Source organism: Bifidobacterium pullorum subsp. saeculare, assembly GCF_016899725.1.
Classification (GTDB): Bacteria; Actinomycetota; Actinomycetes; order Actinomycetales; family Bifidobacteriaceae; genus Bifidobacterium; species Bifidobacterium pullorum_C.
Genome location: NZ_JACLYU010000001.1, coordinates 82,714 through 103,462, shown reverse-complemented (window position 1 = coordinate 103,462; position 20,749 = coordinate 82,714). Strand labels below are relative to the sequence as shown.

Genomic DNA, 20,749 nt, shown 5'->3' with positions numbered 1-20,749 from the left:
GTTTCTGGGTTGCGTGCCACATCGGTGCCAGAACCCAGTCAGCGGTACATCATAATACCGCTGACCGGGGATTACCGCCACCGATGGGGCGACGTGTGTGTCACTCGCCGCGGGCGCCCTTGATGATCTCGTCGGCGATCGACTTCGGGACCTCGTCGTAGGAATCCATCTCCATGGTGAACATGGCGCGGCCCTGGGTCTTGGAGCGCAGGTCGCCGATGTAGCCGAACATCTCAGACAGCGGGACCTTCGCGTCGATGACCTTGACGCCCATGCCGTCGGTCATGGAGGTGATGTTGCCACGGCGCTGGTTGAGGTCGCCGATGACTTCGCCCATGTACTCCTCGGGAGTACGGACCTCGACCTTCATGATCGGCTCGAGGATGACGGGCTTGGCCTTCGGCGCGGCCTCCTTGAAGCACATGGAGCCCGCGATCTTGAAGGCCATCTCGGAGGAGTCGACCGGGTGCATCTGGCCGTCGGTGACGGTGGCCTTGACGCCTACGACCGGGAAGCCGGCGAGGATGCCGGACTCCATGGCCTCCTTGACGCCCGCCTCGATGGCGGGGATGAACTCCTGGGAGATGTGGCCGCCGGTGACGGCGTTCTCGAACTCGAAGGTCTTGCCCTCGGTGGTGTCGAGCGGCTCGAAGTTCATCAGGACCTTCGCGAACTGGCCGGAACCACCGGTCTGCTTCTTGTGCGTGTAGCCCTGGTCCATGACGGCTTTGCGGATGGTCTCGCGGTAGGAGACCTGCGGCTTGCCCTGGTTGCACTCCACCTTGAACTCGCGGCGCATGCGGTCGACGATGATGTCGAGCTGGAGCTCGCCCATGCCGGCGATCAGCGTCTGGCCGGACTCCTCGTCGGTGGTGACCTGGAAGGTCGGATCCTCCTCGGAGAGCTTGGCGAGGGCGATGCCCATCTTCTCCTGGTCGGCCTTGGTCTTCGGCTCGACGGCCACCTGGATCACCGGATCCGGGAAGGTCATGGAGTCGAGGGTGATCGGCGCGTCCGCGGCGCACAGGGTGTCGCCGGTGGTCACGTTCTTCAGGCCCACGAAGGTGTAGATGTTGCCGGCGTCGGCCTCCTCCACCGGGTTCTCCTTGTCGGCGTGCATCTGGAAGATCTTGCCGATGCGCTCCTTCTTCTCACGGGTGGAGTCGAGCACGGTGTCGCCGGGCTTGACCGCGCCGGAGTAGATGCGCACGAACACGAGCTTGCCGTAGAACGGGTGCGTGGAGATCTTGAAGACGAGCGCGGAGAACGGATCCTCGCGGGTCGGCTTGCGGTCGATCTCGATGGACTCGTCCTTCGGGTCGTAGCCCTTGATGGCCGGCACGTCCTCGGGGCTCGGCAGGTAGTCGATGACCGCGTCGAGCATGGGCTGCACGCCCTTGTCCTTGAAGGCGGAGCCGCAGAAGACCGGGAAGGCCTCCTTGGCGATGGTGAGCTGGCGGATGCCGGCGCGCATCTCCTCCTTCGTGAGGTCGCCCTCCTCGAAGAACTTGTTCATGAGGTCGTCGTTCGCCTCGGCGGCGGCCTCGACGAGCTGCTCGTGGTACTGCTCGGCCTTCTCCCGGTACTCCTCGGGGATGTCCTCGATGTTGTAGTGGGCGCCGAGCTCGTCGCCGGTGTTCCAGTCGTAGGCCTTCATCTCCACGAGGTCGATGACGCCGTGGAAGTCGTTCTCCGCGCCCATCGGGATCTGCATGACGAGCGGCTTGGCGCCCAGCTTCTCCTTGATGGTGTCGACGGAGTAGAAGAAGTTCGCGCCCAGCTTGTCCATCTTGTTGACGAAGCAGATGCGCGGCACGCCGTACTTGTCAGCCTGGCGCCACACGGTCTCGGACTGCGGCTCCACGCCTTCCTTGCCGTCGAAGACGGCGACGGCGCCATCGAGCACGCGCAGGGAGCGCTCCACCTCGGCCGTGAAGTCCACGTGGCCGGGGGTATCGATGATGTTGATCTGGAACTTGTCCTCGGTGTCGTGCGTCTGGCGGTTCCAGAAGCAGGTGGTGGCGGCGGACTGGATCGTGATGCCGCGCTCCTGCTCCTGCTCCATGAAGTCCATGGTGGCCGCGCCGTCGTGCACCTCGCCGATCTTGTAGCTCTTGCCGGTATAGTAGAGGATGCGTTCGGTGGTGGTGGTCTTGCCGGCGTCGATGTGGGCCATGATGCCGATGTTGCGGACGTGATGAAGGTCCTTGAGCACCTTTTCAGCCATTGTTGTTCCCTATCTCTCGATTTCGAGTGGAATTGATGCCGGGGACTACCAGCGGTAGTGGGCGAAGGCCTTGTTGGCCTCGGCCATCTTGTGGGTGTCTTCGCGGCGCTTCACCGCGGCGCCGAGGCCGTTGGAGGCGTCGAGGATCTCGTTGGCGAGGCGCTCGGCCATCGTCTTCTCGCGGCGGGCGCGGGAGAAGTCGGTCAGCCAGCGCAGCGACAGCGTGTTCGCGCGGTTCGGCTTGACCTCGACCGGCACCTGGTAGGTGGCGCCGCCGACGCGGCGGGAACGCACCTCGAGGGACGGGCGGATGTTGTCCAGGGCGCGCTTGAGCACGGCCACGGGCTCCTGGTCGGTCTTCTCCTTGACCATGTCGAGCGCGGAGTAGACGATGTCCTCGGCGATCGACTTCTTGCCGTCAAGCAGGATCTTGTTGATGAGCTGGGCGACCACGGTCGAGCCGTAGATCGGATCGGGCAGCACGACGTGCTTCTTGGCAGGTCCTTTACGAGACATAGTTCTTACTTCGCCTTCTTTGCTCCGTACAGGGAACGACCCTGCTTGCGGTCCTTGACACCCTGGGTATCGAGCGCGCCACGCACGATGTGGTAGCGCACGCCCGGCAGGTCCTTCACACGGCCGCCGCGCACGAGCACGATGGAGTGCTCCTGCAGGTTGTGGCCCTCGCCCGGGATGTAGGCGGTGACTTCGATGCCGGAGGACAGGCGGACACGGGCGACCTTACGCAGCGCCGAGTTCGGCTTCTTCGGGGTGGTGGTGTAGACACGGGTGCACACGCCGCGGCGCAGCGGGCTGCCCTTGAGAGCCAAAGTCTTGGACTTCTTCGGCTTAGCCTGGCGTCCCTTGCGGACGAGCTGTTCAATGGTAGGCAACTTGAATTCTCCGATTCAGTGGTGTTCTCATTACCTGTGGGGCCGCCGCGCCGCAGCCGCACTCCCCCGTTGCCTTCCGGGGTGCCATACGGTTCCCCTGAATCGGAAAGTCAGCCACAGTCCACCGGCCCGATGGCCCGCTCCTCTCTCGCCGCCGCATTGCTGCGCGCGATCCGGTCGATTCGCGGGATATCCCGACGCGCAGTCCTGTCACATAAGGTCTGCCATCGGCACACACGAGGAATCATTGTACGCGGACGCCGGACATTCCGCGCCGCCACGCCACGCCGAGCCGCGGCGCGCATGCCCGGACAGACGATGGCCCCGGGACCCGATGGGAAGGTCCCGGGGCCATCGCGGGGGAAGGAGGTGATGGTCCGTCTTCAGTTATCCCCTGTGCCACGCCGCCTCGCGTGGCTCTTTCGTTGCCTTTCCTTCGCTCGTACCTCGGTTGGTGTTCAGCCCGCCGCCCCGGCGGACCCGCGGCGGCCCGGCGCCTGCGCCGTACATCCTCGCCACCGCTGTTCGAATCGCCATAACCACTATGTCAATCTTCAGTTATCGATCTTCAGTTATACCGGCCTTACGGCCGACTTCGAAGGCGTTGCGCCTGCGCCTTGCGGCGGCGGCGCCCCGTTGCAACCTGCCGGCTGATCCGGCCGGTCACAACTCCGGCCTTCGCTTTCAGTGTACCTGACAACCGCACATCCGTCAACCCTTCCGACATGCCTGCCATGCCGTCAGACCCCAATGATTCCAAGCCTTACAGCCATATCATCCTAAACGCACACTATCGAACATTCTCTCCGCTCCAGGGCAGGCAAACGCGCATCCCGCCTCCTCCGCCTCCACATGGAGCGGCCCCCGCGCGGCATATGCGCGCGGGGGCCGGAGAACGGACCGGCCGGGCAGGCCAGGCGGTCAGGCGGCCAGATCCGAGGCGTGCGCCTTCGCCGGGGCTCCGGGCTGCGCGGCGGCCGAGCCTTTCTCGCCGTTGTCGGAATCCCAGTGGATCGCGTGCCGGTCGTCATGGTTGCGCCACCAGCTCGACAGGATGGAGCCGGAGATGTTGTGCCACACCGAGAAGAACGTGGAGGGCACCGCCGCCAGCGGATTGGAGGCGAAGGAGCTCAGCGCCAGCGTGGCGCCGAGCGCGGAGTCCTGCATGCCCACCTCGAAGGTGATGGCCTTCTGCTGCGCGTAGCGGAAGCCCTTCGGATACACCTTGTACATGAGGCGCGAGAAGCCGAAGCCCAGGCCGTAGCCGCACAGGTTGTGCAGCATGACCACCGGCACCGCCACCAGCGAGGAGGCCACGAACAGCTTGGGGCCGTTGGCCGCCACCACCACGCCGATGATGAGCAGGATGGCCACCTGGGAGACGATGGGCAGCGCCACGGTCACCTTCTCGATGTTCTTGCCGAAGATCATGTGGCAGACCAAGCCCAGGCCGACCGGCAGCAGCACCACCTTCACCGCGTTGAGGAACAGCGACCCCGCCGGCACGTCCACGTACTGGGATGCCAGCAGCTGCATGAGCAGCGGAATCATGAACGGCGCGCACAGCGTGGAGAGGATGCCGATCGACACGTCGAGCGCCACGTCGCCGCGCGACAGGTAGCTCATCACGTTGGAGGAGGTGCCGGACGGGCAGCAGCCCACCAGGATCACGCCCACGGCCAGCGGGCCGTCCAGGCGGAAGATCCAGCACAGCAGCACGGCGACCAACGGCATGATGACGAAGTGGGCCACCGTGCCGACGATGACCATCAGCGGCTGGGTCAGGATGCGCCGGAAGTCATCCAGGGACAGGGTCAGACCCATGCCGAACAGCACGATGCCCAGGAAATACCCGGTGCAGCTTTTGCCCCACAGGCTTGTCTGGGGCACGAAATAGTTGAAGACGGCCCACACGATCACGATAAGCGTGAACCACTTGGTGAGCCAGTCGCCGAAGGCCTTCACCTTCTGCATGTCAGCCGCTCCTCTCTCGTATGTCTTGCGGTTGGCACCGACGCTAGGCCGGCGGCCGCGCCCCCCTCCATCATCGATTCACATTGTGGACGCACGCCCGTAATGCGGATCGTCGACCCCCGCCCATCCGCGACACGCCCGGGCACCCCCGTCGGTTCGCGCAATCGGACGAATCGTGTATAATCATCCTTCGTTGCGCGAATCCGCCCGTCGGATTCGAAGCCACATGGTGGATATAGCTCAGTTGGTAGAGCATCTGATTGTGGTTCAGAAGGTCGCGCGTTCGAGCCGCGTTATCCACCCCACGAAAGCCCTCCTCGGAGGGCTTTTTTGTTATCCGCACAACCCCACGGTAAGGAGAGCACGCCATGCTGAGCTTCGAGAACGACTATTCGCGCGCCGCGCATCCGGCCATCCTCAAGGCGCTGGCCGACACCCAGGAGGACCTCTACCCCGGCTACGGCTCGGACGAGGTGTGCGAGCGGGCGAAGGCCCGCATCCGCGAGGCCTGCGGCCTGGCGGACGGCACGCCGGTATGGTTCCTCGTCGGCGGCACGCAGACCAACCAGGTCGTCATCGACGCGGTCACGCCGTCCTGGGCGGGCGTCGTGGCCGTGGCCTCCGGCCATCCGAACGTGCACGAGGCCGGCGCCATCGAATACTCCGGCCACAAGGTGCTTACGCTGCCCCACCACGACGGGCTCATGGACCCGGACGAGCTCGACGCGTTCTGCCGCGACTTCTACGCGGACGGCAACTTCGAGCATATGGTGTTCCCCGGCTGCGTGTACGTCTCCCAGTCCACCGAGTACGGCACCGTGTACTCCAAGGAACGCCTCCAGGCCATCGCCGACGTGGCGCACCGGTACCACATGCCGTTGTTCGTGGACGGCGCGCGCCTCGGCTATGCGCTCACCGCGACCGGCTGCGACATGACCCTGGAGGACCTGGCGCATATCGCGGACGTCTTCTACATCGGCGGCACCAAGCAGGGCGCGCTGTTCGGCGAGGCCGTCGTCTTCTCCAACCCCGAATGGGCGCCGCGACATTTCCTCACGCAGATCAAGCAGCACGGCGCACTGCTGGCCAAGGGCTGGCTGCTCGGCCTGCAATTCGACACACTGTTCACGGACGGCCTGTACCTGCGCATCGCCCGCAACGCGAATGTGGCGGCCGACCGCATCCGCGAGGCGCTGGTGGCCAAGGGCTACGAGCTGACGTTCGCCACGCCGACGAACCAGATCTTCGTCACGCTCGACCAGCCGACCATCGACCGTCTGGAGGCCCATGTGCGCCTGGGCTTCACCGAGAAGGCGGACGACACCCACACCGTGATGCGCATCTGCACGAGCTGGGCCACCACCGAGGCCGAGGTGGACCAGCTCATCGCGCTGCTGTAGCGGACGCGTCAGCCGGCGTCGGCGATGGCCTCGCGCTCCATGTCCACGAACCGGTGCACGGAGGCCTCCACCGAATAATGTTCCTTGGTGTGTTCGCCGTACACGGCGCCCCAGCGGGCCAGCTCGCCGGGATGGTCGATCCACCAGTCGATGCGGTTGGCCAGAATCGCCGCGTCGCGCACCGGGAACAGCGACCGGTCCGTCAGCGCGAACTGGCTGGCGGCGGACAGCTCGGAGGCGGCGATGACCGGCACCAGCCCGCAGGCCATCGCCTCGATGACGCTGACGGACTCGATGTCCGCGATCGAGCAGTGGACGAACAGGTCGCAGGAGCGCAGCAGGGCCGGCATGTCCGCGTTGCGGTGGAAGCCGATCTCGGCGTGGCGGGGCAGCCAGCCGGCCCGGAACTTGAGGTAGTGCTTGAGCGGGCCGGTGCCGGCGATGACGAGCTGGATGTTCGAGGCGTGCCGGCTCATCGCCACGGCCTTGACCAACGTGACCTGGTCCTTCTCTCGGGCCAGCCGGCCGGAGGCGACGATGCGGAACGGCACCGGCGCCGCCGCCTCGGGGTCGCGGGGCTCGCGGGCGGTGAACCGGGTCGAATAGCCGTTGGAGATGACGTGGAGTCGGGCCTGGTAGCCGTGGCCGCGCAGCAGGCTGGCGGTCATCTCGGTGGGCACGTGGATGTGATCCACCTTGCGGTACAGCCAGTGGCGGAACAGCGCGTACAGCAGGCTCTGCATGCCGGGGATGAAGCGCAACGGGCCCGCCGAGTAGAGCACGTTCTCCGGCTGCAGGTGGAAGCCCGCCGTCACGGGGATGCCCATGCGGCGGGCGACCTTGGCCGCGTGCCGGCCGAATTTGAAAGGCATGTAGATGTGCACGACGTCGCAGCCGGCGAAGGCGGCGCGGAACAGCGTGTCGCTCGGCTCGGCGAACTGCATCTGCTGCTTGGCGGCGACCCAGGAGACCAGCGGCACCTTGTTCACGCGCGCCGGGTACTCAGGGGCGCCCACGCCCACCAGGCGCACATGGTGCCCCTGCCGCTCCAACTCCTGCGCCCATTGCAGCGCCGAATTCGACGTGCCGTTGCCCTGGTTGCCGACGGTGTCCACCACCAGCGCGATGGTCAGCGGACCGTCGATGCGCCGCTCGTTCTCGTTCTCACGCATTGGTTCATCGTACCGCCGCGTCCAGGACGAGCCGGAGGCCGGGCCGCGGCGGCGCGCGTGGCACAATGGTGGGCATGACAGACTTCGACCGCCCGCTGGGCACTCCCCTCGGATCCCGTCCCACCCGCGTGCTGTTCCTCGGCGCCGGCGAACTCGGCAAGGAGGTGGCCATCGAGCTCATGCGCCTCGGCGCGTGGGTGTGCGCGGCCGACTCGTACGCCGGCGCGCCCGCGCAGCAGGTGGCGCACGAGGCCCGCGTGCTCGACATGGCCGATCCGGACCAGCTGCGCGCGCTGTTCGCCGAGGTGCGGCCGGACATCATCGTGCCGGAGGTGGAGGCCATCGCGACGGCGGAGCTGGCCGGCGCCGCCGCCGCGGGTGCGCAGGTGGTGCCCTCGGCCGGCATCGCCGCCATCTGCATGGACCGCGAGCGTCTGCGGGTGCTCGCGCATGAGACGCTGGGCCTGCCGACCACCCCGTACCGTTTCGCCGGCACGCCCGAGCAGCTGCGCGAGGGCGCGGCCGCCGTCGGCTACCCGTGCGTGGTCAAGCCGGTGATGAGCTCCTCCGGCCACGGCCAGTCCGTGGTGCGTGACGCCGCCGCGATCGACGCCGCGTGGACGGAGGCGCAGGAGGGCCGCCGCGCCCATGACGAGGGCGATGTCTCCCGCGTCATCGTGGAGGCGCTCGCCCCGCTCGACTACGAGCTGACGATGCTGACGGTGAGCTCGTCGGCCGGCATCGTGACCTGCGCGCCGATCGGTCAGCGCCAGGAGAGCGGCGATTATCGCGAATCCTGGCAGCCGGCCGTCTGCCCGGCCGGCGTGCTCGACGAGGCGCATCGCATCGCGCGTCGCGCCGTCGAGGGGCTGGTCGCCGAGGCGCGGGCCCATGGCGAGACCGGCTGGGGCGTGTTCGGCGTGGAGCTGTTCGTGCTCACCGACGGTTCGGTGCTGTTCAACGAGGTCTCTCCACGCCCGCATGACACGGGCATGGTGACGATGGCCTCCCAGCGGTTGAGTGAGTTCGCGTTGCATGCGCGCGCGATCCTGGGTCTGCCGGTGACGGAGGGCCATGTGGCGTTGGCGCTGCCCCAGGGCCGCACCGCCGCCAGCCATGCCATCGTCGTGGAGGGCGACGGCGAGGCCGTGTTCACCGGCGTGGCGCAGGCGCTGGCCGCCCCGGACGCGGACCTGCGCATCTTCGCGAAACCCGAGGTGCACGGGCACCGGCGCATGGCCGTGGCCCTGTCCACCGGCGGCTCGGCCAAGGAGGCGCGTGGCAAGGCGGCCGAGGTGGCGAGCCGGCTGCATATCGACGTCATCTGATCTGATCCGGCCTCATCGGACGCCGCGGGGATAGACTGTGGAACCGTACAGTCTCATCCCGATCTCAATGGAGGGAAGCAATGACCGCTGAAGCAAACGTCGGCGTCGTCGGCCTGGCCGCGATGGGCGGCAGCCTCGCGCGCAACCTGGCGTACCATGGCAACAAGGTGGCGGTGTTCAACCGCACGTACGCGCGCACCGAGAAGCTCATGGCCGAGCATGGCGACGAAGGCGAGTTCTTCCCCGCGAAGACGCTGGCGGAGTTCGTCGCGAGCCTGGCCAAGCCGCGCGTGGCGATCATCATGGTCAAGGCCGGGGCGCCGACCGACACGATGATCGATCAGCTCGCGGACCTCATGGAGCCGGGCGACATCATCGTGGACGCCGGCAACGCCCACTTCCCGGACACAATCCGCCGCGAGAAGGCGATCAGCGCCCGCGGCCTGCACTTCGTGGGCTGCGGTGTGTCCGGCGGCGAGGAGGGCGCGCTCAAGGGCCCGTCCATGATGCCCGGCGGCAGCGAGGAAAGCTGGAAGGCACTCAAGCCGATCTTCGAATCCATCGCCGCGAAGGCGGAGGGCAAGCCGTGCGTCGCGCATATCGGCGAGAACGGCGCCGGGCACTTCGTCAAGATGGTGCACAACGGCATCGAGTATTCGGATATGCAGCTCATCGCGGAAAGCTACGACCTCATGCGCCGGGGCCTGGGCATGACCGCCGAGGAGATCGCCGACGTGTTCGAGGCGTGGAACGCCACCGAACTCAACTCCTATCTCATCGAGATCACCGCGGACATCCTCCACGAGAAGGACAAGAAGACCGGCAAGCCGCTGGTGGACGTGATCGTGGACCATGCGGGCATGAAGGGCACCGGCACGTGGACCGTGCAGTCGGCGCTCGACCTGGCCGTGCCAGTCACCGGCATCAGCGAGGCGGTGTTCGCCCGCGGCCTGTCCGACCAAACCGAGCTGCGCGAGGAGGCCCAGAAGCAGGACTTCCAGGTGGGCCGCTCCGGACTGGAGGGCATGCCGCTGGAGGAGCGCCAGGCCTTCGTCAACAACATCCGCGAGGCGCTGTACGCCTCGAAGATCGTGGCCTACGCGCAGGGCTTCAACGAGATCCAGGCCGCGGCCAAGGCCTACGGCTGGGACATCGACCTGGCGGCCGTGGCGCGCATCTGGCGCGGCGGCTGCATCATCCGCGCGAAGTTCCTCAACCGCATCTCCGACGCCTTCGAGTCGGGCGAGGCCAACGTCTCGCTGCTGTTCGCGCCGTATTTCAAGGACGCGCTGGAAACGGCCGACCACTCGTGGCGGCGCGTGGTGTCCCGCGCGGTGAACTTCGGCATTCCGGTGCCGGTGTTCTCCTCCTCGCTGGCGTACTTCGACGGCCTGCGCTCCAAGCGCCTGCCCGCCTGCCTCATCCAGGGCCAGCGCGACTACTTCGGCGCCCATACCTACCAGCGCGTCGACGAACCCGGCGTCTTCCACACGTTGTGGGCGGAAAAGGACCGCCCGGAGATCAAGGAATCCTGATCCACCGCCGAGGCCGTCAGTCCCGGTCGAGCCGGCTGGCGGCCTCGGTGTCGACCATCCACAGCAGCTCGTCCTCGGCGTCGGCGCAGGACACCGGCGCCCCGGGATCGCATGGCGCCGCGAGGGCGCGGGCCACGGCGTCGGCCTTGCGCAGGCCGGAGGTGAACACCCAGGTGCGGCACGAGGCGGCGATCATCGGCGCGGTGAGCGTCAGGCGCAGCGGCGGCGGCTTGGGCGAGTCGCGCACGCCGGCGACCAGCACATGCGGGTCGCCGATGCCGATCTGCGGCAGTCCGGGGAACAGGGAGGCGTAATGCGCGTCCGGCCCCATGCCGAACTGGGCGAGGTCAAGGCGCGGCCGCTCCCCCAGCTGATCCGTCAGCTCGAGCCGGTAGGCCTCGGCGGCGTCGGCGAGCATGCGGTCGGTCTCCTCAGGACTGGCGGCGGCGATGGCGGCCGCCGGCCGCGGGTCGGCGGGCATCTCATGGATGTTCGCCTCGGGCAGGCGGCCGTCGGCGACCAGCGCGTCCAGCAGCTCACGACGGGCCTGGCCGGCGTTGCGGTCGGCGTCGCCGGCGGGCACGAAGCGTTCGTCGCCCCACCAGAAGTGCACACGCGACCAGTCGACGGCCTGGGCCAGCGGCGACCGGCCGATGGCGGCGAGCACGCGGTTGCCGTCGGTGCCACCGGTCACCGCCATGTCGAAGCGGCTGTGGCCGGGTGCGGCGAACGTGTCGGCGATGACAAGCAATGTGCGCGCGGCGACGGCCTCGGCCAGCGTGACCGGGTCGGGGTAGACGAGGAGTCGGCGTTCAACCATGGTGTTCCTTTCCGTTGTGGCGTGGATTCCCGCGGGCGTCATTCGGCGGGGTGGATGAGGTCCCAGCCGCGGGTGATAACCTCGGCGTACACCTCGTCGGGGTCGAGGCGACGCAGTTCCTCGCTCAGGCATTCCTGCAGCGTGCGCGCGGGCACGGAGATGGTCTGCGGCGCCTGGCCGGGCATGCTGATCGTGGCGACGCCCTGCTCCACGGAGGGGCGTTCGAGCGAGAGCACGCCGTCCACCCGGGTCAGATACACGCCGGTGACGGCCTGGGCGCCGGGCACGTCCTCGATGCTCACGGACACGCCGAGTTTGAGCCGCAACCAGGCGGCGAGCATGTTGAGCGACAGGTAGTCCTTCGGCCCGCTCACCTTGGCGGCGATGACGGGCAGGTGCGGCGGCTGGTCGAGCATGGTGGCGGTCATCGCGCGCCAGACGGTGAGCCGGGTCCAGGCCATGTCGATGTTCTGGCTGGACCAGTTGCGCCTCAGGTCGTCGAAGGTGCGCCACGGGTTGGCCGAGCGCATCGCGTCGGTGATGCGGCGGCGGGCCATCGCCCCCAGCAGGTCGGTTTTCGGATTGGCCGGCGCCTCGGTGGGCCACCAGGCGACGACGGGCGCGTCCGGCACGAGCAGCGGGATGACCAGCGTGTCCGGGTGGTGGACGAGGCCACCGCGCGGGCGCAGCACAATGATCTCGCCGGCGCCGGCGTCCGCGCCGAAGCGCACCTCGGCGTCCAGGTTGCGGTCGTGGCCGCGGCTGTGCAGCGGGTTGCCGTTCGCGTCGGTGCCGTTGGCCTCGGCCTCGCGTTCGGGATCGACGGCCGCCGGCTCGGCGTCGCCGGCCCGGGCGGTCTGCTTGCCGGACTGCGGTACGACGGCGATGACGCGGCAGGGATGCTCGCGGCTGGCGCCGTTGGCCAACGCCAGGGCGTGTTCCAGCCCGCCTTCGTCGGTGGCGATGAGCAGCGTCAGGACGCGGCCCAGCGCCGCCTCGCCACGTTCCTCGTGCAATTCGTCGATTTTGCGCGCGATGGCGGCGGTGTCGGTGTTGCGCATCGTGATGATCATGGCATCCTCCAATGGCGTCCGTCGCGGGCGAGCATCTCGTCGGCCTCGGCCGGCCCCCAGGTGCCGGCGCGGTACGGCTGCGGCTGGCCCAGCGTGGACCAGAACTCCTCGATCGGGTCGAGGATCTCCCAGGAGAGCTCCACCTCGCGGGTGGTGGGGAACAGCGGCGGCTCGCCGAGGAGCACGTCGAGGATCAGGCGCTCGTAGGCCTCCGGCGAGCCTTCGGTGAAGGAGCGGCCGTAGCTGAAGTCCATCGACACGTCGCGCACCTCCATCGCGGTGCCGCCGGGTACCTTGGCGCCGAAGCGCATGGTGACGCCCTCGTCGGGCTGCACGCGGATCACGATCGCGTTCTTGCCGAGCTCGCGCGTGGCGGTGGATTCGAACGGCAGATGCGGGGCGCGCTTGAACACGACGGCGATCTCGGTGACACGCTTGCCCAGCCGCTTGCCGCAGCGCAGGTAGAACGGCACGCCGGCCCAACGGCGCGTGTCCACGTCGAGGCGGATCGCCGCGTAGGTCTCGGTGGTGGAGTCGGGGTCGATGCCGGCCTCGTCGAGGTAGCCGCACACCTCCTCGGAGCCCTGCCAGCCGGCCGCGTACTGGCCGCGCGCGGTGTGCGCCGCCAGGTCGCGCGGCAGACGGATGGCGGAGAGCACCTTCGTCTTCTCGGCCGTCAGGTCAGCGGCGGCGAAGCTCACCGGCTCCTCCATGGCCGTCAGCGCCATGAGCTGGAGCAGATGGTTCTGGATCACGTCGCGCGCGGCGCCGATGCCGTCGTAGTAGCCGGCGCGGCCGGCCACGCCGATGTCCTCGGCCATGGTGATCTGCACATGGTCCACGTAGTTGGCGTTCCAGATCGGCTCGTACATCATGTTCGCGAAGCGCAGGGCCAGCAGGTTCTGCACGGTTTCCTTGCCCAGGTAGTGGTCGATGCGGAACACGCTGGACGGGTCGAACACCTCGGAGACCACGCGGTCGAGCTCGCGGGCGGAGGTCAGGTCGTGGCCGAAGGGCTTCTCGATGATCACGCGGCGCCATGCCCCGTCGGCCGACTTGGCCAGACCGCAGTCGGCCAGCTGGCGGGAGACGACCGGGAAGGCGCGAGGCGGCACGGACATGTAGAAGGCGTGGTTGCCGCGGGTGCCGCGCTGGCGGTCGAGTTCGGAGACCGTGTCCGACAGCCGCGCGAAGGCGGCCGGGTCGTCGAAGGAACCCTGGACAAAGCGGATGCCGGAGGCGAGCTGGCGGAACGTGTCCTCGCGGAAGGTGGTGCGGCAGTGGGCCATCACGTTCTCGCGCACGAATTCGATGAAATGGTCCTCTGTCCAGTCGCGCCGCGCGAAGCCGGTCAAGCCGAAGCTCGGCGGCAGCAGGCCGCGGTTGGCCAGGTCGTAGATGGCGGGCAGCAGCTTCTTGCGCGACAGGTCGCCGGTCACGCCGAAGATCACGATGCCGCAGGGGCCCGCGATGCGCGGCAGGCGCAGGTCGCGCGGGTCGCGCAGCGGATTGGCCCACGGCTGTTCCGCGGGCGCGGTGGTTGGGGATTGGCTCATAGCGCCCATTGTAGGGCGCGGGCGGGCTCCCCTCCGCGTGTCCGCCGTATCGCGGAAGGTGCCCGCCCTGTGTGATGCGGCGCGGCGGCGGCGCACCATGGCGCCGCCGCCGCGCCGGGACTCCGCCCGTCAGGCGGCGAAGTACTCGACGCCCGCCTCAAACAGCGGCTGGTAGGTGTTGCCCGGCACGTTGCGGTACAGGTTCTCGCCGGCGCGCTCCGAGTGGCCCATCTTGCCGAACACGCGGCCGTCCGGGCTGGTGATGCCCTCGACGGCGAGCAGCGAGCCGTTCGGGTTGACGTCCAGGTCCATGCCCGGCACGCCCGCCTCGTCCACGTACTGCGTGGCGATCTGGCCATTGGCCTTGAGCTGCGCCAGAGTCTCGGGCGAGGCGACGAAGCGGCCCTCGCCGTGCGAGATCGCCACCGTGTGCACGTCGCCCACAGCGGTCTTCGCCAGCCACGGGGACAGGTCGGAGGCCACGCGCGTGCGCACCAGGCGGCTCTGGTGGCGGCCGATCGTGTTGAAGGTCAGCGTCGGGCTGCCCTCGGTCGCGTCCACGATGTCGCCGAACGGCACCAGGCCCAGCTTGATGAGCGCCTGGAAGCCGTTGCAGATGCCGAGCATGAGGCCGTCGCGGTTCCTGAGCAGGTCGCGCACCGCCTCCGTCACCTCGGGGGCGCGGAAGAACGCGGTGATGAACTTGGCGGAGCCGTCCGGCTCGTCGCCGCCGGAGAAGCCTCCGGGGATCATCACAATCTGCGAGCCGCGGATCGCCTCGGCCAGCGCGTGCGTGGACTCGGCCACGGCCTGCGGCGTGAGGTTGTTGACCACCAGCGTGGTCGCCTCGGCGCCCGCGCGGCGGAACGCGGCGGCCGTGTCGTACTCGCAGTTGGTGCCGGGGAACACGGGGATGACCACGCGCGGCCGGGCCACCGGGCCGCCCGCGTACACGTGCTTCGTCGGCGCGGCGAAGCTCAGCGCCTCGACGGTCCTGCCCTCGTCGGCCGGGTCCACGGAACGGGAGCGATACGGGAACACCGACTCGATGCCGGACTCCCAGTCCTCCTGCACACGGGCCAGGTCGAGCGTCTCGCCGCAGGCGGCGAGCTCGTACGCCTCGGTCGTCTCGCCGATCTGCCCCACCTCGACGAGGTTGGAGGCGGCGGGGATGCGCTCCAGGTCCTTGAGCTCGACGAGGAAGGAGCCGTAGGCCGGGCGGAACAGGTCGTCGGCGGCGATCGCCGGATCCAGCGTCAGGCCGATGCGGTTGCCCAGCGTCATGCGGAACAGCGCCTCGGCCGTCGCACCATAGCCCGGGGTGGACACAGCCAGCGCCACGCCCGACTCGGTGAGCGATTCCACCAGCGCGAAGGTCTCGAGCAGCGCCTCCGGCTCCGGCGTGAGGCCGTCGGCCCGGTAGCGCGGCGCGATGCGGAACACGCGGTGGCCGGCGCCCTTGAACTCCGGGGAGACGGCGCGGCGCGCGTCGCCCAGCGCCACGGCGAAGCTCACCAGCGTGGGCGGCACGTCCAGGTCCTCGAAGGAGCCGGACATGGAGTCCTTGCCGCCGATCGCCCCGGCGCCCAGGTCGATCTGCGCCATGAGCGCGCCCAGCACGGCGGCCATCGGCTTGCCCCAGCGCTCCGGATCGTCGCGCAGCTTCTCGAAGTACTCCTGGAAGCTCAGGTACGCCTTCTCATGCTCGAAGCCGGTGGCCACGAGCTTGGCCAGCGACTCGACCACGGACAGGTAGGCGCCGGTGAACTGGTCGGCGCTCATGAGGTACGGGTTGAAGCCCCAGGCCATGGCCGAGGCGGTCGTGGTCTCGCCGTCCACCGGCAGCTTGGCGACCATCGCCTGCGTGGGCGTCAGCTGGCGCGCGCCGCCGAAGGGCATGAGCACGGTGGCCGCGCCGATCGTCGAGTCGAAGCGTTCCGCCAGGCCCTTGTTGGAGGCGACGTTGAGGTCGGTGACCAGCGCGTGCATGCGCTCGGCCAGCGTGCCGGTGCGCCAGGTGGCCGGCACCTCGTAGGTGCCCTGCGCCTCGACGTGCACGGCCTGATGCTTCGGCGCGCCGTTGGAGGCGAGGAAGGCGCGCGTGAGGTTGACGATCTCGTCGCCGTTCCACGACATCACCATGCGCGGGTCCTCGGTCACGGTGCCGATCACCGTGGCATCGAGGTTCTCCTCGCGCGCGTAGCCGAGGAATTCCTCGACGTCGTCGGCGGCCACGTCCACGGCCATGCGCTCCTGGGATTCGGAGATCGCCAGCTCGGTGCCGTCCAGGCCCTCGTACTTCTTCGGCACGGCGTTGAGGTCGATGGTCAGGCCGTCGGCGATCTCGCCGCACGCCACGGACACGCCGCCGGCGCCGAAGTCGTTGCAGCGCTTGATCAGGCGGCAGGCGTCGCCGCGGCGGAACAGGCGCTGCAGCTTGCGTTCGACCGGCGCGTTGCCTTTCTGCACCTCGGCGCCGTCGAGCTCCAGCGACTCCACGTTATGCGCCTTGGACGCGCCGGTGGCGCCGCCGATGCCGTCGCGGCCGGTGCGCCCGCCCAGCAGGATGAGGCGGTCGCCGGGCGCCGGCGTCTCGCGGCGCACGTGGTCGGCCGGGGTGGCGGCCACGACCGCGCCCACCTCCATGCGCTTGGCCACGTAGCCGGGGTGGTACAGCTCGTTCACCTGCCCGGTGGCCAGGCCGATCTGGTTGCCGTAGGAGGAGTAGCCGGCGGCCGCGGTGGTCACAATCTTGCGCTGCGGCAGCTTGCCCTTGAGGGTCTCGGACACCGGCACGGTCGGGTCGCCGGCGCCGGTCACGCGCATCGCCTGGTACACGTAGGAGCGGCCGGACAGCGGGTCGCGGATGCAGCCGCCGATGCAGGTGGCGGCGCCACCGAAGGGCTCGATCTCCGTGGGATGGTTGTGCGTCTCGTTCTTGAACAGGAACAGCCAGTCCTGCTGCTCGCCGTTGACGTCCACCTTCGCCTTGACGGTGCAGGCGTTGATCTCCTCGGACTCGTCGAGCCCGGTGAGCACGCCGTTGGCCTTGAGCCACTTGGCGCCAATCGTGCCCATGTCCATGAGGCACACCGGCTTGGCCTCGCGCCCCAGCTCCTGGCGGAGCTTGAGGTAGCGCTGGAACGCGGCCTGGACCGTCGCGTCGTCGATCGCCACATCCGTCAGCTCGGTGCCGAAGGTGGTGTGGCGGCAGTGGTCGGACCAGTACGTGTCGATCACGCGGATCTCGGTGATCGTGGGGTCGCGCCGCTGTTCGCGGAAGTACGCCTGGCAGAACTCGAGGTCGGCCAGGTCCATGGCCAGCCCACGCTCGTCGATGAAGCGGGCCGCGGCGGCCGCGTCCATGTCACGGAAGCCGTCGATGACCTCCACCTTGCCGGGGGTCGGCACCGCGGTTTTCAGCGTCTCGCGGGCGGCGAGCGAGGCTTCGCGGGATTCGACCGGGTTGATGACGTAGCGCTTGATCGCCTCCACGTCCGCCTCGCTCAGCTCGCCGGCGAGCGCGTACACCTTGGCGGAGCGCACGGCGGGGCGTTCGCCCTGGCTGATGAGCTGGATGCATTCGGAGGCGGAGTCGGCGCGCTGGTCGAACTGGCCGGGCAGGTATTCGGTGGCGAACACCTGGTCGCCGCCGAAGTCCGGCAGGTCGAAGCTCACGGTGTCGACCGGGGGCTCGCTGAACACGGTGGGGACCGTGCGCTCGAAGAGGTCGGCGGAGATGCCCTCCACGTCGTAGCGGTTGACGATGCGCACGCCGGTCAGGGCGCTGATGCCGAGGATCGTGGTGAGTTCGTCGGCGAGTTGGCGGGCTTCGACGTCGAAGCCGGGTTTTTTCTCCACGTACACGCGGTAAACCATGGGTGTTGTCCTTCGGGGGTTGTGGCGGTGCCGGGCGTCAGTCGATCGCGATGCCTTCGGAGGCGGCGAGCTCGCTCAGGCGGCGTTCGATCTCCTCGTAGGCGGGGATGATGTCGCCCAGGTCGCGGCGGAAGAGGTCCTTGTCCAGGTGCTCGACCTTGCCGGAGTGGTCGCGCTGGTCCCACAGGCGGCAGGAGTCCGGCGTGATCTCGTCGCCGAGCAGCAGCGTGCCGTCGGAAGTGCGGCCCATCTCGATCTTGAAGTCGACGAGCTTGACGTCAATCTTCGCGAAGATGTCGATGAGGGCCTCGTTGATGCGCTTGGCCAGCGGGGCGATCTCGGCCAGGTCCTGGCGCGTGCACACGTGCAGCACCACCAGGTCGTCGTCGTTGACGAAGGGGTCGTGCAGCTCGTCGTTCTTCATGAAGTATTCGAGCACCGGCTCGTCGAAGTCGATGCCTTCCTCCACGCCCAGGCGCGAGCAGAAGTGGCCGGCGGCGGTGTTGCGCAGCACGATCTCCAGCGGGAACATGTCCATCTTCCTCACGAGCTGGGCGGTGTCGCCCACGCGCTTGACCAGATGCGAGGGGATGCCACGCTTGGCCAGCAGGTCGAACACCAGCGTGGTGATGCGGTTGTTGAGGCGGCCCTTGCCGGCGAAGTCCTCCTTCTTCTCGCCGTCGCCCGCGGTGGCGGAGTTCTTGTACTCGACCCAGAGCACCTCCGGGTCGTCGGTTGCGAACAGCTGCTTGGCCTTGCCCTCGTAGAGCTTCTCCAGCTTCTCCATGGATCGCCTTCCTCATGCGTGTGTCAGGGTGGAAAGGGTGGATATGACGGGCCCAAGGATACCAACCGCCGGCTACATGCCCGCCTTCTTCTGCGCCCTCGCCCGGCCACAGTGGAGTGCGGCACCCGCGAGGATGGGCGCAATCCATCCCCACAGGAATCTTGCAATTTTTATAATCATCAACTTGCCGGGGGCTAGACATGCACATAACCCCACATAGCTGGCTTCCGAGCACCAATTCAAATGCTGGACATCAGCATTCGCGTGTGAATCCGAAAAGGATTAACTGGCATCGTCTGCTTTGAGAAGGATACATATACGTCTATTAATGAGCGTCCGACGCGCCAGCGCGCGCAGGTGGCAATGCTGCTGGCGGGGCAGGCGGCATCGCTGCTGGGCTCGAATATTGTGCAGTACGCGATTGTGTGGTACATGGTGATGTCCACCAATTCGGGCCTGATGATGACCGCGGTGATGATCATCCAATGTCTGCCGCAGGGACTGGTATCGCTGTTGGGCGGCGTGTGGGCGGACCGGTGGAATCGTAAAACACTGATCATGCTCCCGGATGCGGTGATCGCGGTGATCACCGTCTTTCTCGCGCTGGGGTTTGCCTCGGGACGGATCAGTGCGCCGTTTATTCTGTGCGCACTGGCGTTCCGTTGGGGGTGCGGACGAAAGGTTGGACGCGTGGGTGTCTGGATTGGAGTCCGATATGTATGGCGAGGAGCAGCGTCGCAGGGCGGTCGATCTGTATTTCCAGGATGGCGTGTCGTTGAGGAGGACGATCGCGGTGCCGGGCCATCCGTCCGAGGCGGGGCTGGCGAACTGGGTGTCCCGCGATCCGCGGTATTCCGGGAGGCGGCGTGTGTCGTATACGCTTGATGCCAGGGCAGGGGCCGCCAGGCGCGTGATCGCCGGGGAGAGTCGCGCCGCCGCCCCCGGCGCGGCGGGTCCCGGGCGCGGCGCCCACCACTGCCAGCGCGCGGCCATGGAGGCCGGCGACAGGCATGCCGTCCCGCGCGGACGGATACGCGCCCTGTCCGAGAGGGGGCGGGCGCGTGTGGGGCTACCGCACCATCCATGCCATGCCGCGGCGGGACGGGACGGACCCGCCGGCCGTCTCGGAGAAGGCGGCGCGCCGCATCATGGGCGGGGAGGGGCCGCGGCCCGTGTGCCCGAAGAGGCCCAGGCGGCGGAGCCCCCACAGGGGGGAGCCGTCCGAGGCGCCCGCCAACCTCGTGGAGCGCGACTTCCGCGCCGGGGCGCCGAACCGGCCGTGGCCGACGGACGCCACCCGGTCCGCCATGGACGGCTACAAGCGCCGGCCGTCCCCGGTCATCGACCGCTTCGACGGCATGGTCGTCTCCCGGAGGCTGTCGCGCAGCCCGGACGCGGCCATGGCCGACGGCATGCCGCTCGACGCCATCGCCACGCCCGCGCCCGGCGAGACACCGACGGCCCGCTCGGACCGGGGCTGTCACTACCGGCGGCCCGGATGGTTCCACATCCGCGAGGAACACGGGCTGGTCCGGTCCATGAGCGCCAAGGGCCGCGGCCCCGACAACGCCGCCGCCGAGGGATTCCTCGGCAGGCCCAGGAACGAATTCCTCCACTGCCGCGACTGGAAGGACGTGACCTACGACGAGCTCCACGGGCGGCTCGCCGCCTACCTGACCCACCACAATGAGACACGCACCAAGAAATCTCCGGGCCGGCAGAGCCCCGTGCAATACCGCAGAAGCCTTGGACTGGCCGCATGACCATCCAAAAAAACATCCACACCCCCACATTCGGTCTGCTCACCGCGTTCTCCACATTCGGCACACCGCTGGGCATGGCGGTCTTCGGCCCGCTGTGTGATGTGATTGCCGTGCAGGCGGTGTTTGTGATCGGCGGGCTGCTGACCCTGCCGGTTGCCGTCTGGGTGCTTCATGGCGCACTGGCGCGGCAGACTGTCATACAGTGACGTTACTCACCCAGACTCCCCGAGGCAGTCCAAGCCAAAGTCAGCCCCGCCGTGCGAGGTTGGGAATCATACCGTATTATTCGATGAAAACCCGGGCCTTGCCCTTATGCGCAGGATCCTGCAGCGTGGTTCGAAT

At 68.1% G+C, this 20,749-nt stretch carries 15 protein-coding genes, 1 tRNA gene and 1 pseudogene; 7 read left to right on the top strand and 10 right to left on the bottom strand.

All coding sequences use genetic code 11. From position 1 onward, the window contains the following. Positions 1–100 precede the first annotated feature (100 nt). From fusA to H7U32_RS00415, 4 genes are all read right to left on the bottom strand, one after another. Entirely contained in the window at positions 101–2,227 is a 2,127-nt protein-coding gene (gene fusA, locus H7U32_RS00430; protein WP_204467058.1) for an elongation factor G, read from the bottom strand. A 45-nt stretch (positions 2,228–2,272) separates the two neighbouring features. Next, positions 2,273–2,743, bottom strand: a complete 471-nt coding sequence (gene rpsG / locus H7U32_RS00425) for a 30S ribosomal protein S7 (protein ID WP_204467056.1) — start codon at positions 2,741–2,743, stop codon at positions 2,273–2,275. Between the two features lie 5 nt (positions 2,744–2,748). Further along, positions 2,749–3,120, bottom strand: a complete 372-nt coding sequence (rpsL, locus tag H7U32_RS00420; RefSeq protein ID WP_003813881.1) for a 30S ribosomal protein S12 — start codon at positions 3,118–3,120, stop codon at positions 2,749–2,751. 921 nt (positions 3,121–4,041) lie between these two features. Continuing rightward, on the bottom strand, positions 4,042–5,094 hold the full coding sequence (locus H7U32_RS00415) for a bile acid:sodium symporter family protein (RefSeq protein WP_204467054.1): 1,053 nt from the start codon (positions 5,092–5,094) through the stop codon (positions 4,042–4,044). 229 nt (positions 5,095–5,323) lie between these two features. Between H7U32_RS00415 and H7U32_RS00410 the strand changes: the two genes are divergently transcribed. Continuing rightward, a tRNA-His gene (locus H7U32_RS00410) sits at positions 5,324–5,399 on the top strand. A gap of 63 nt (positions 5,400–5,462) precedes the next feature. Further along, a complete protein-coding gene (locus H7U32_RS00405; RefSeq protein ID WP_204467053.1) occupies positions 5,463–6,494 on the top strand; it encodes a threonine aldolase family protein in 1,032 nt (343 codons plus the stop codon). Between the two features lie 8 nt (positions 6,495–6,502). On the opposite strand, the gene H7U32_RS00400 is transcribed toward H7U32_RS00405, so the two are convergent. Beyond that, on the bottom strand, positions 6,503–7,666 hold the full coding sequence (locus H7U32_RS00400) for a glycosyltransferase (protein ID WP_204467051.1): 1,164 nt from the start codon (positions 7,664–7,666) through the stop codon (positions 6,503–6,505). A gap of 74 nt (positions 7,667–7,740) precedes the next feature. Between H7U32_RS00400 and purT the strand changes: the two genes are divergently transcribed. Together purT and gndA are read left to right on the top strand one after the other, a co-directional pair. Next, positions 7,741–8,994 (top strand): formate-dependent phosphoribosylglycinamide formyltransferase, encoded by a 1,254-nt coding sequence (gene purT / locus H7U32_RS00395; RefSeq protein ID WP_204467050.1) that lies wholly within the window; start codon positions 7,741–7,743, stop codon positions 8,992–8,994. An 80-nt stretch (positions 8,995–9,074) separates the two neighbouring features. Next, positions 9,075–10,529, top strand: a complete 1,455-nt coding sequence (gene gndA / locus H7U32_RS00390) for an NADP-dependent phosphogluconate dehydrogenase (protein WP_204467048.1) — start codon at positions 9,075–9,077, stop codon at positions 10,527–10,529. Between the two features lie 16 nt (positions 10,530–10,545). Here the strand turns inward: gndA and pgl are convergent, their stop codons facing one another. The 5 genes from pgl to purC form a co-directional block, all read right to left on the bottom strand. Further along, on the bottom strand, positions 10,546–11,349 hold the full coding sequence (gene pgl, locus H7U32_RS00385; RefSeq protein ID WP_204467046.1) for a 6-phosphogluconolactonase: 804 nt from the start codon (positions 11,347–11,349) through the stop codon (positions 10,546–10,548). Between the two features lie 38 nt (positions 11,350–11,387). Beyond that, positions 11,388–12,422: a glucose-6-phosphate dehydrogenase assembly protein OpcA gene (locus tag H7U32_RS00380; protein WP_204467045.1), complete on the bottom strand. Its 1,035-nt coding sequence runs from the start codon at positions 12,420–12,422 to the stop codon at positions 11,388–11,390. Further along, positions 12,419–13,987: a glucose-6-phosphate dehydrogenase gene (zwf, locus tag H7U32_RS00375; RefSeq protein WP_440201413.1), complete on the bottom strand. Its 1,569-nt coding sequence runs from the start codon at positions 13,985–13,987 to the stop codon at positions 12,419–12,421. The genes H7U32_RS00380 and zwf overlap by 4 nt, the downstream gene beginning before the upstream one ends. Before the next feature lie 120 nt (positions 13,988–14,107). Then, positions 14,108–17,857, bottom strand: a complete 3,750-nt coding sequence (locus H7U32_RS00370; RefSeq protein WP_204467041.1) for a phosphoribosylformylglycinamidine synthase — start codon at positions 17,855–17,857, stop codon at positions 14,108–14,110. A 37-nt stretch (positions 17,858–17,894) separates the two neighbouring features. Continuing rightward, positions 17,895–18,644 carry a phosphoribosylaminoimidazolesuccinocarboxamide synthase gene (gene purC, locus H7U32_RS00365; protein ID WP_204467040.1) on the bottom strand — a complete coding sequence of 250 codons (750 nt, stop codon included), beginning with the start codon at positions 18,642–18,644 and terminating at the stop codon, positions 17,895–17,897. A gap of 363 nt (positions 18,645–19,007) precedes the next feature. Here purC and H7U32_RS10660 point away from each other — a divergent pair, with 363 nt between their 5' ends. The 3 genes and pseudogenes from H7U32_RS10660 to H7U32_RS00350 all read left to right on the top strand — a co-directional run bounded on the left by H7U32_RS10660 (position 19,008) and on the right by H7U32_RS00350 (position 20,613). Further along, positions 19,008–19,529, top strand: coding sequence for an MFS transporter (locus H7U32_RS10660; RefSeq protein WP_239457392.1), 522 nt, complete (start codon positions 19,008–19,010; stop codon positions 19,527–19,529). Further along, positions 19,414–20,407 (top strand): annotated as a pseudogene (locus H7U32_RS00355) (IS3 family transposase). The gene H7U32_RS10660 and the pseudogene H7U32_RS00355 overlap by 116 nt, the downstream one beginning before the upstream one ends. Continuing rightward, positions 20,404–20,613: a hypothetical protein gene (locus H7U32_RS00350; RefSeq protein WP_204467038.1), complete on the top strand. Its 210-nt coding sequence runs from the start codon at positions 20,404–20,406 to the stop codon at positions 20,611–20,613. The pseudogene H7U32_RS00355 and the gene H7U32_RS00350 overlap by 4 nt, the downstream one beginning before the upstream one ends. Positions 20,614–20,749 lie beyond the last annotated feature (136 nt).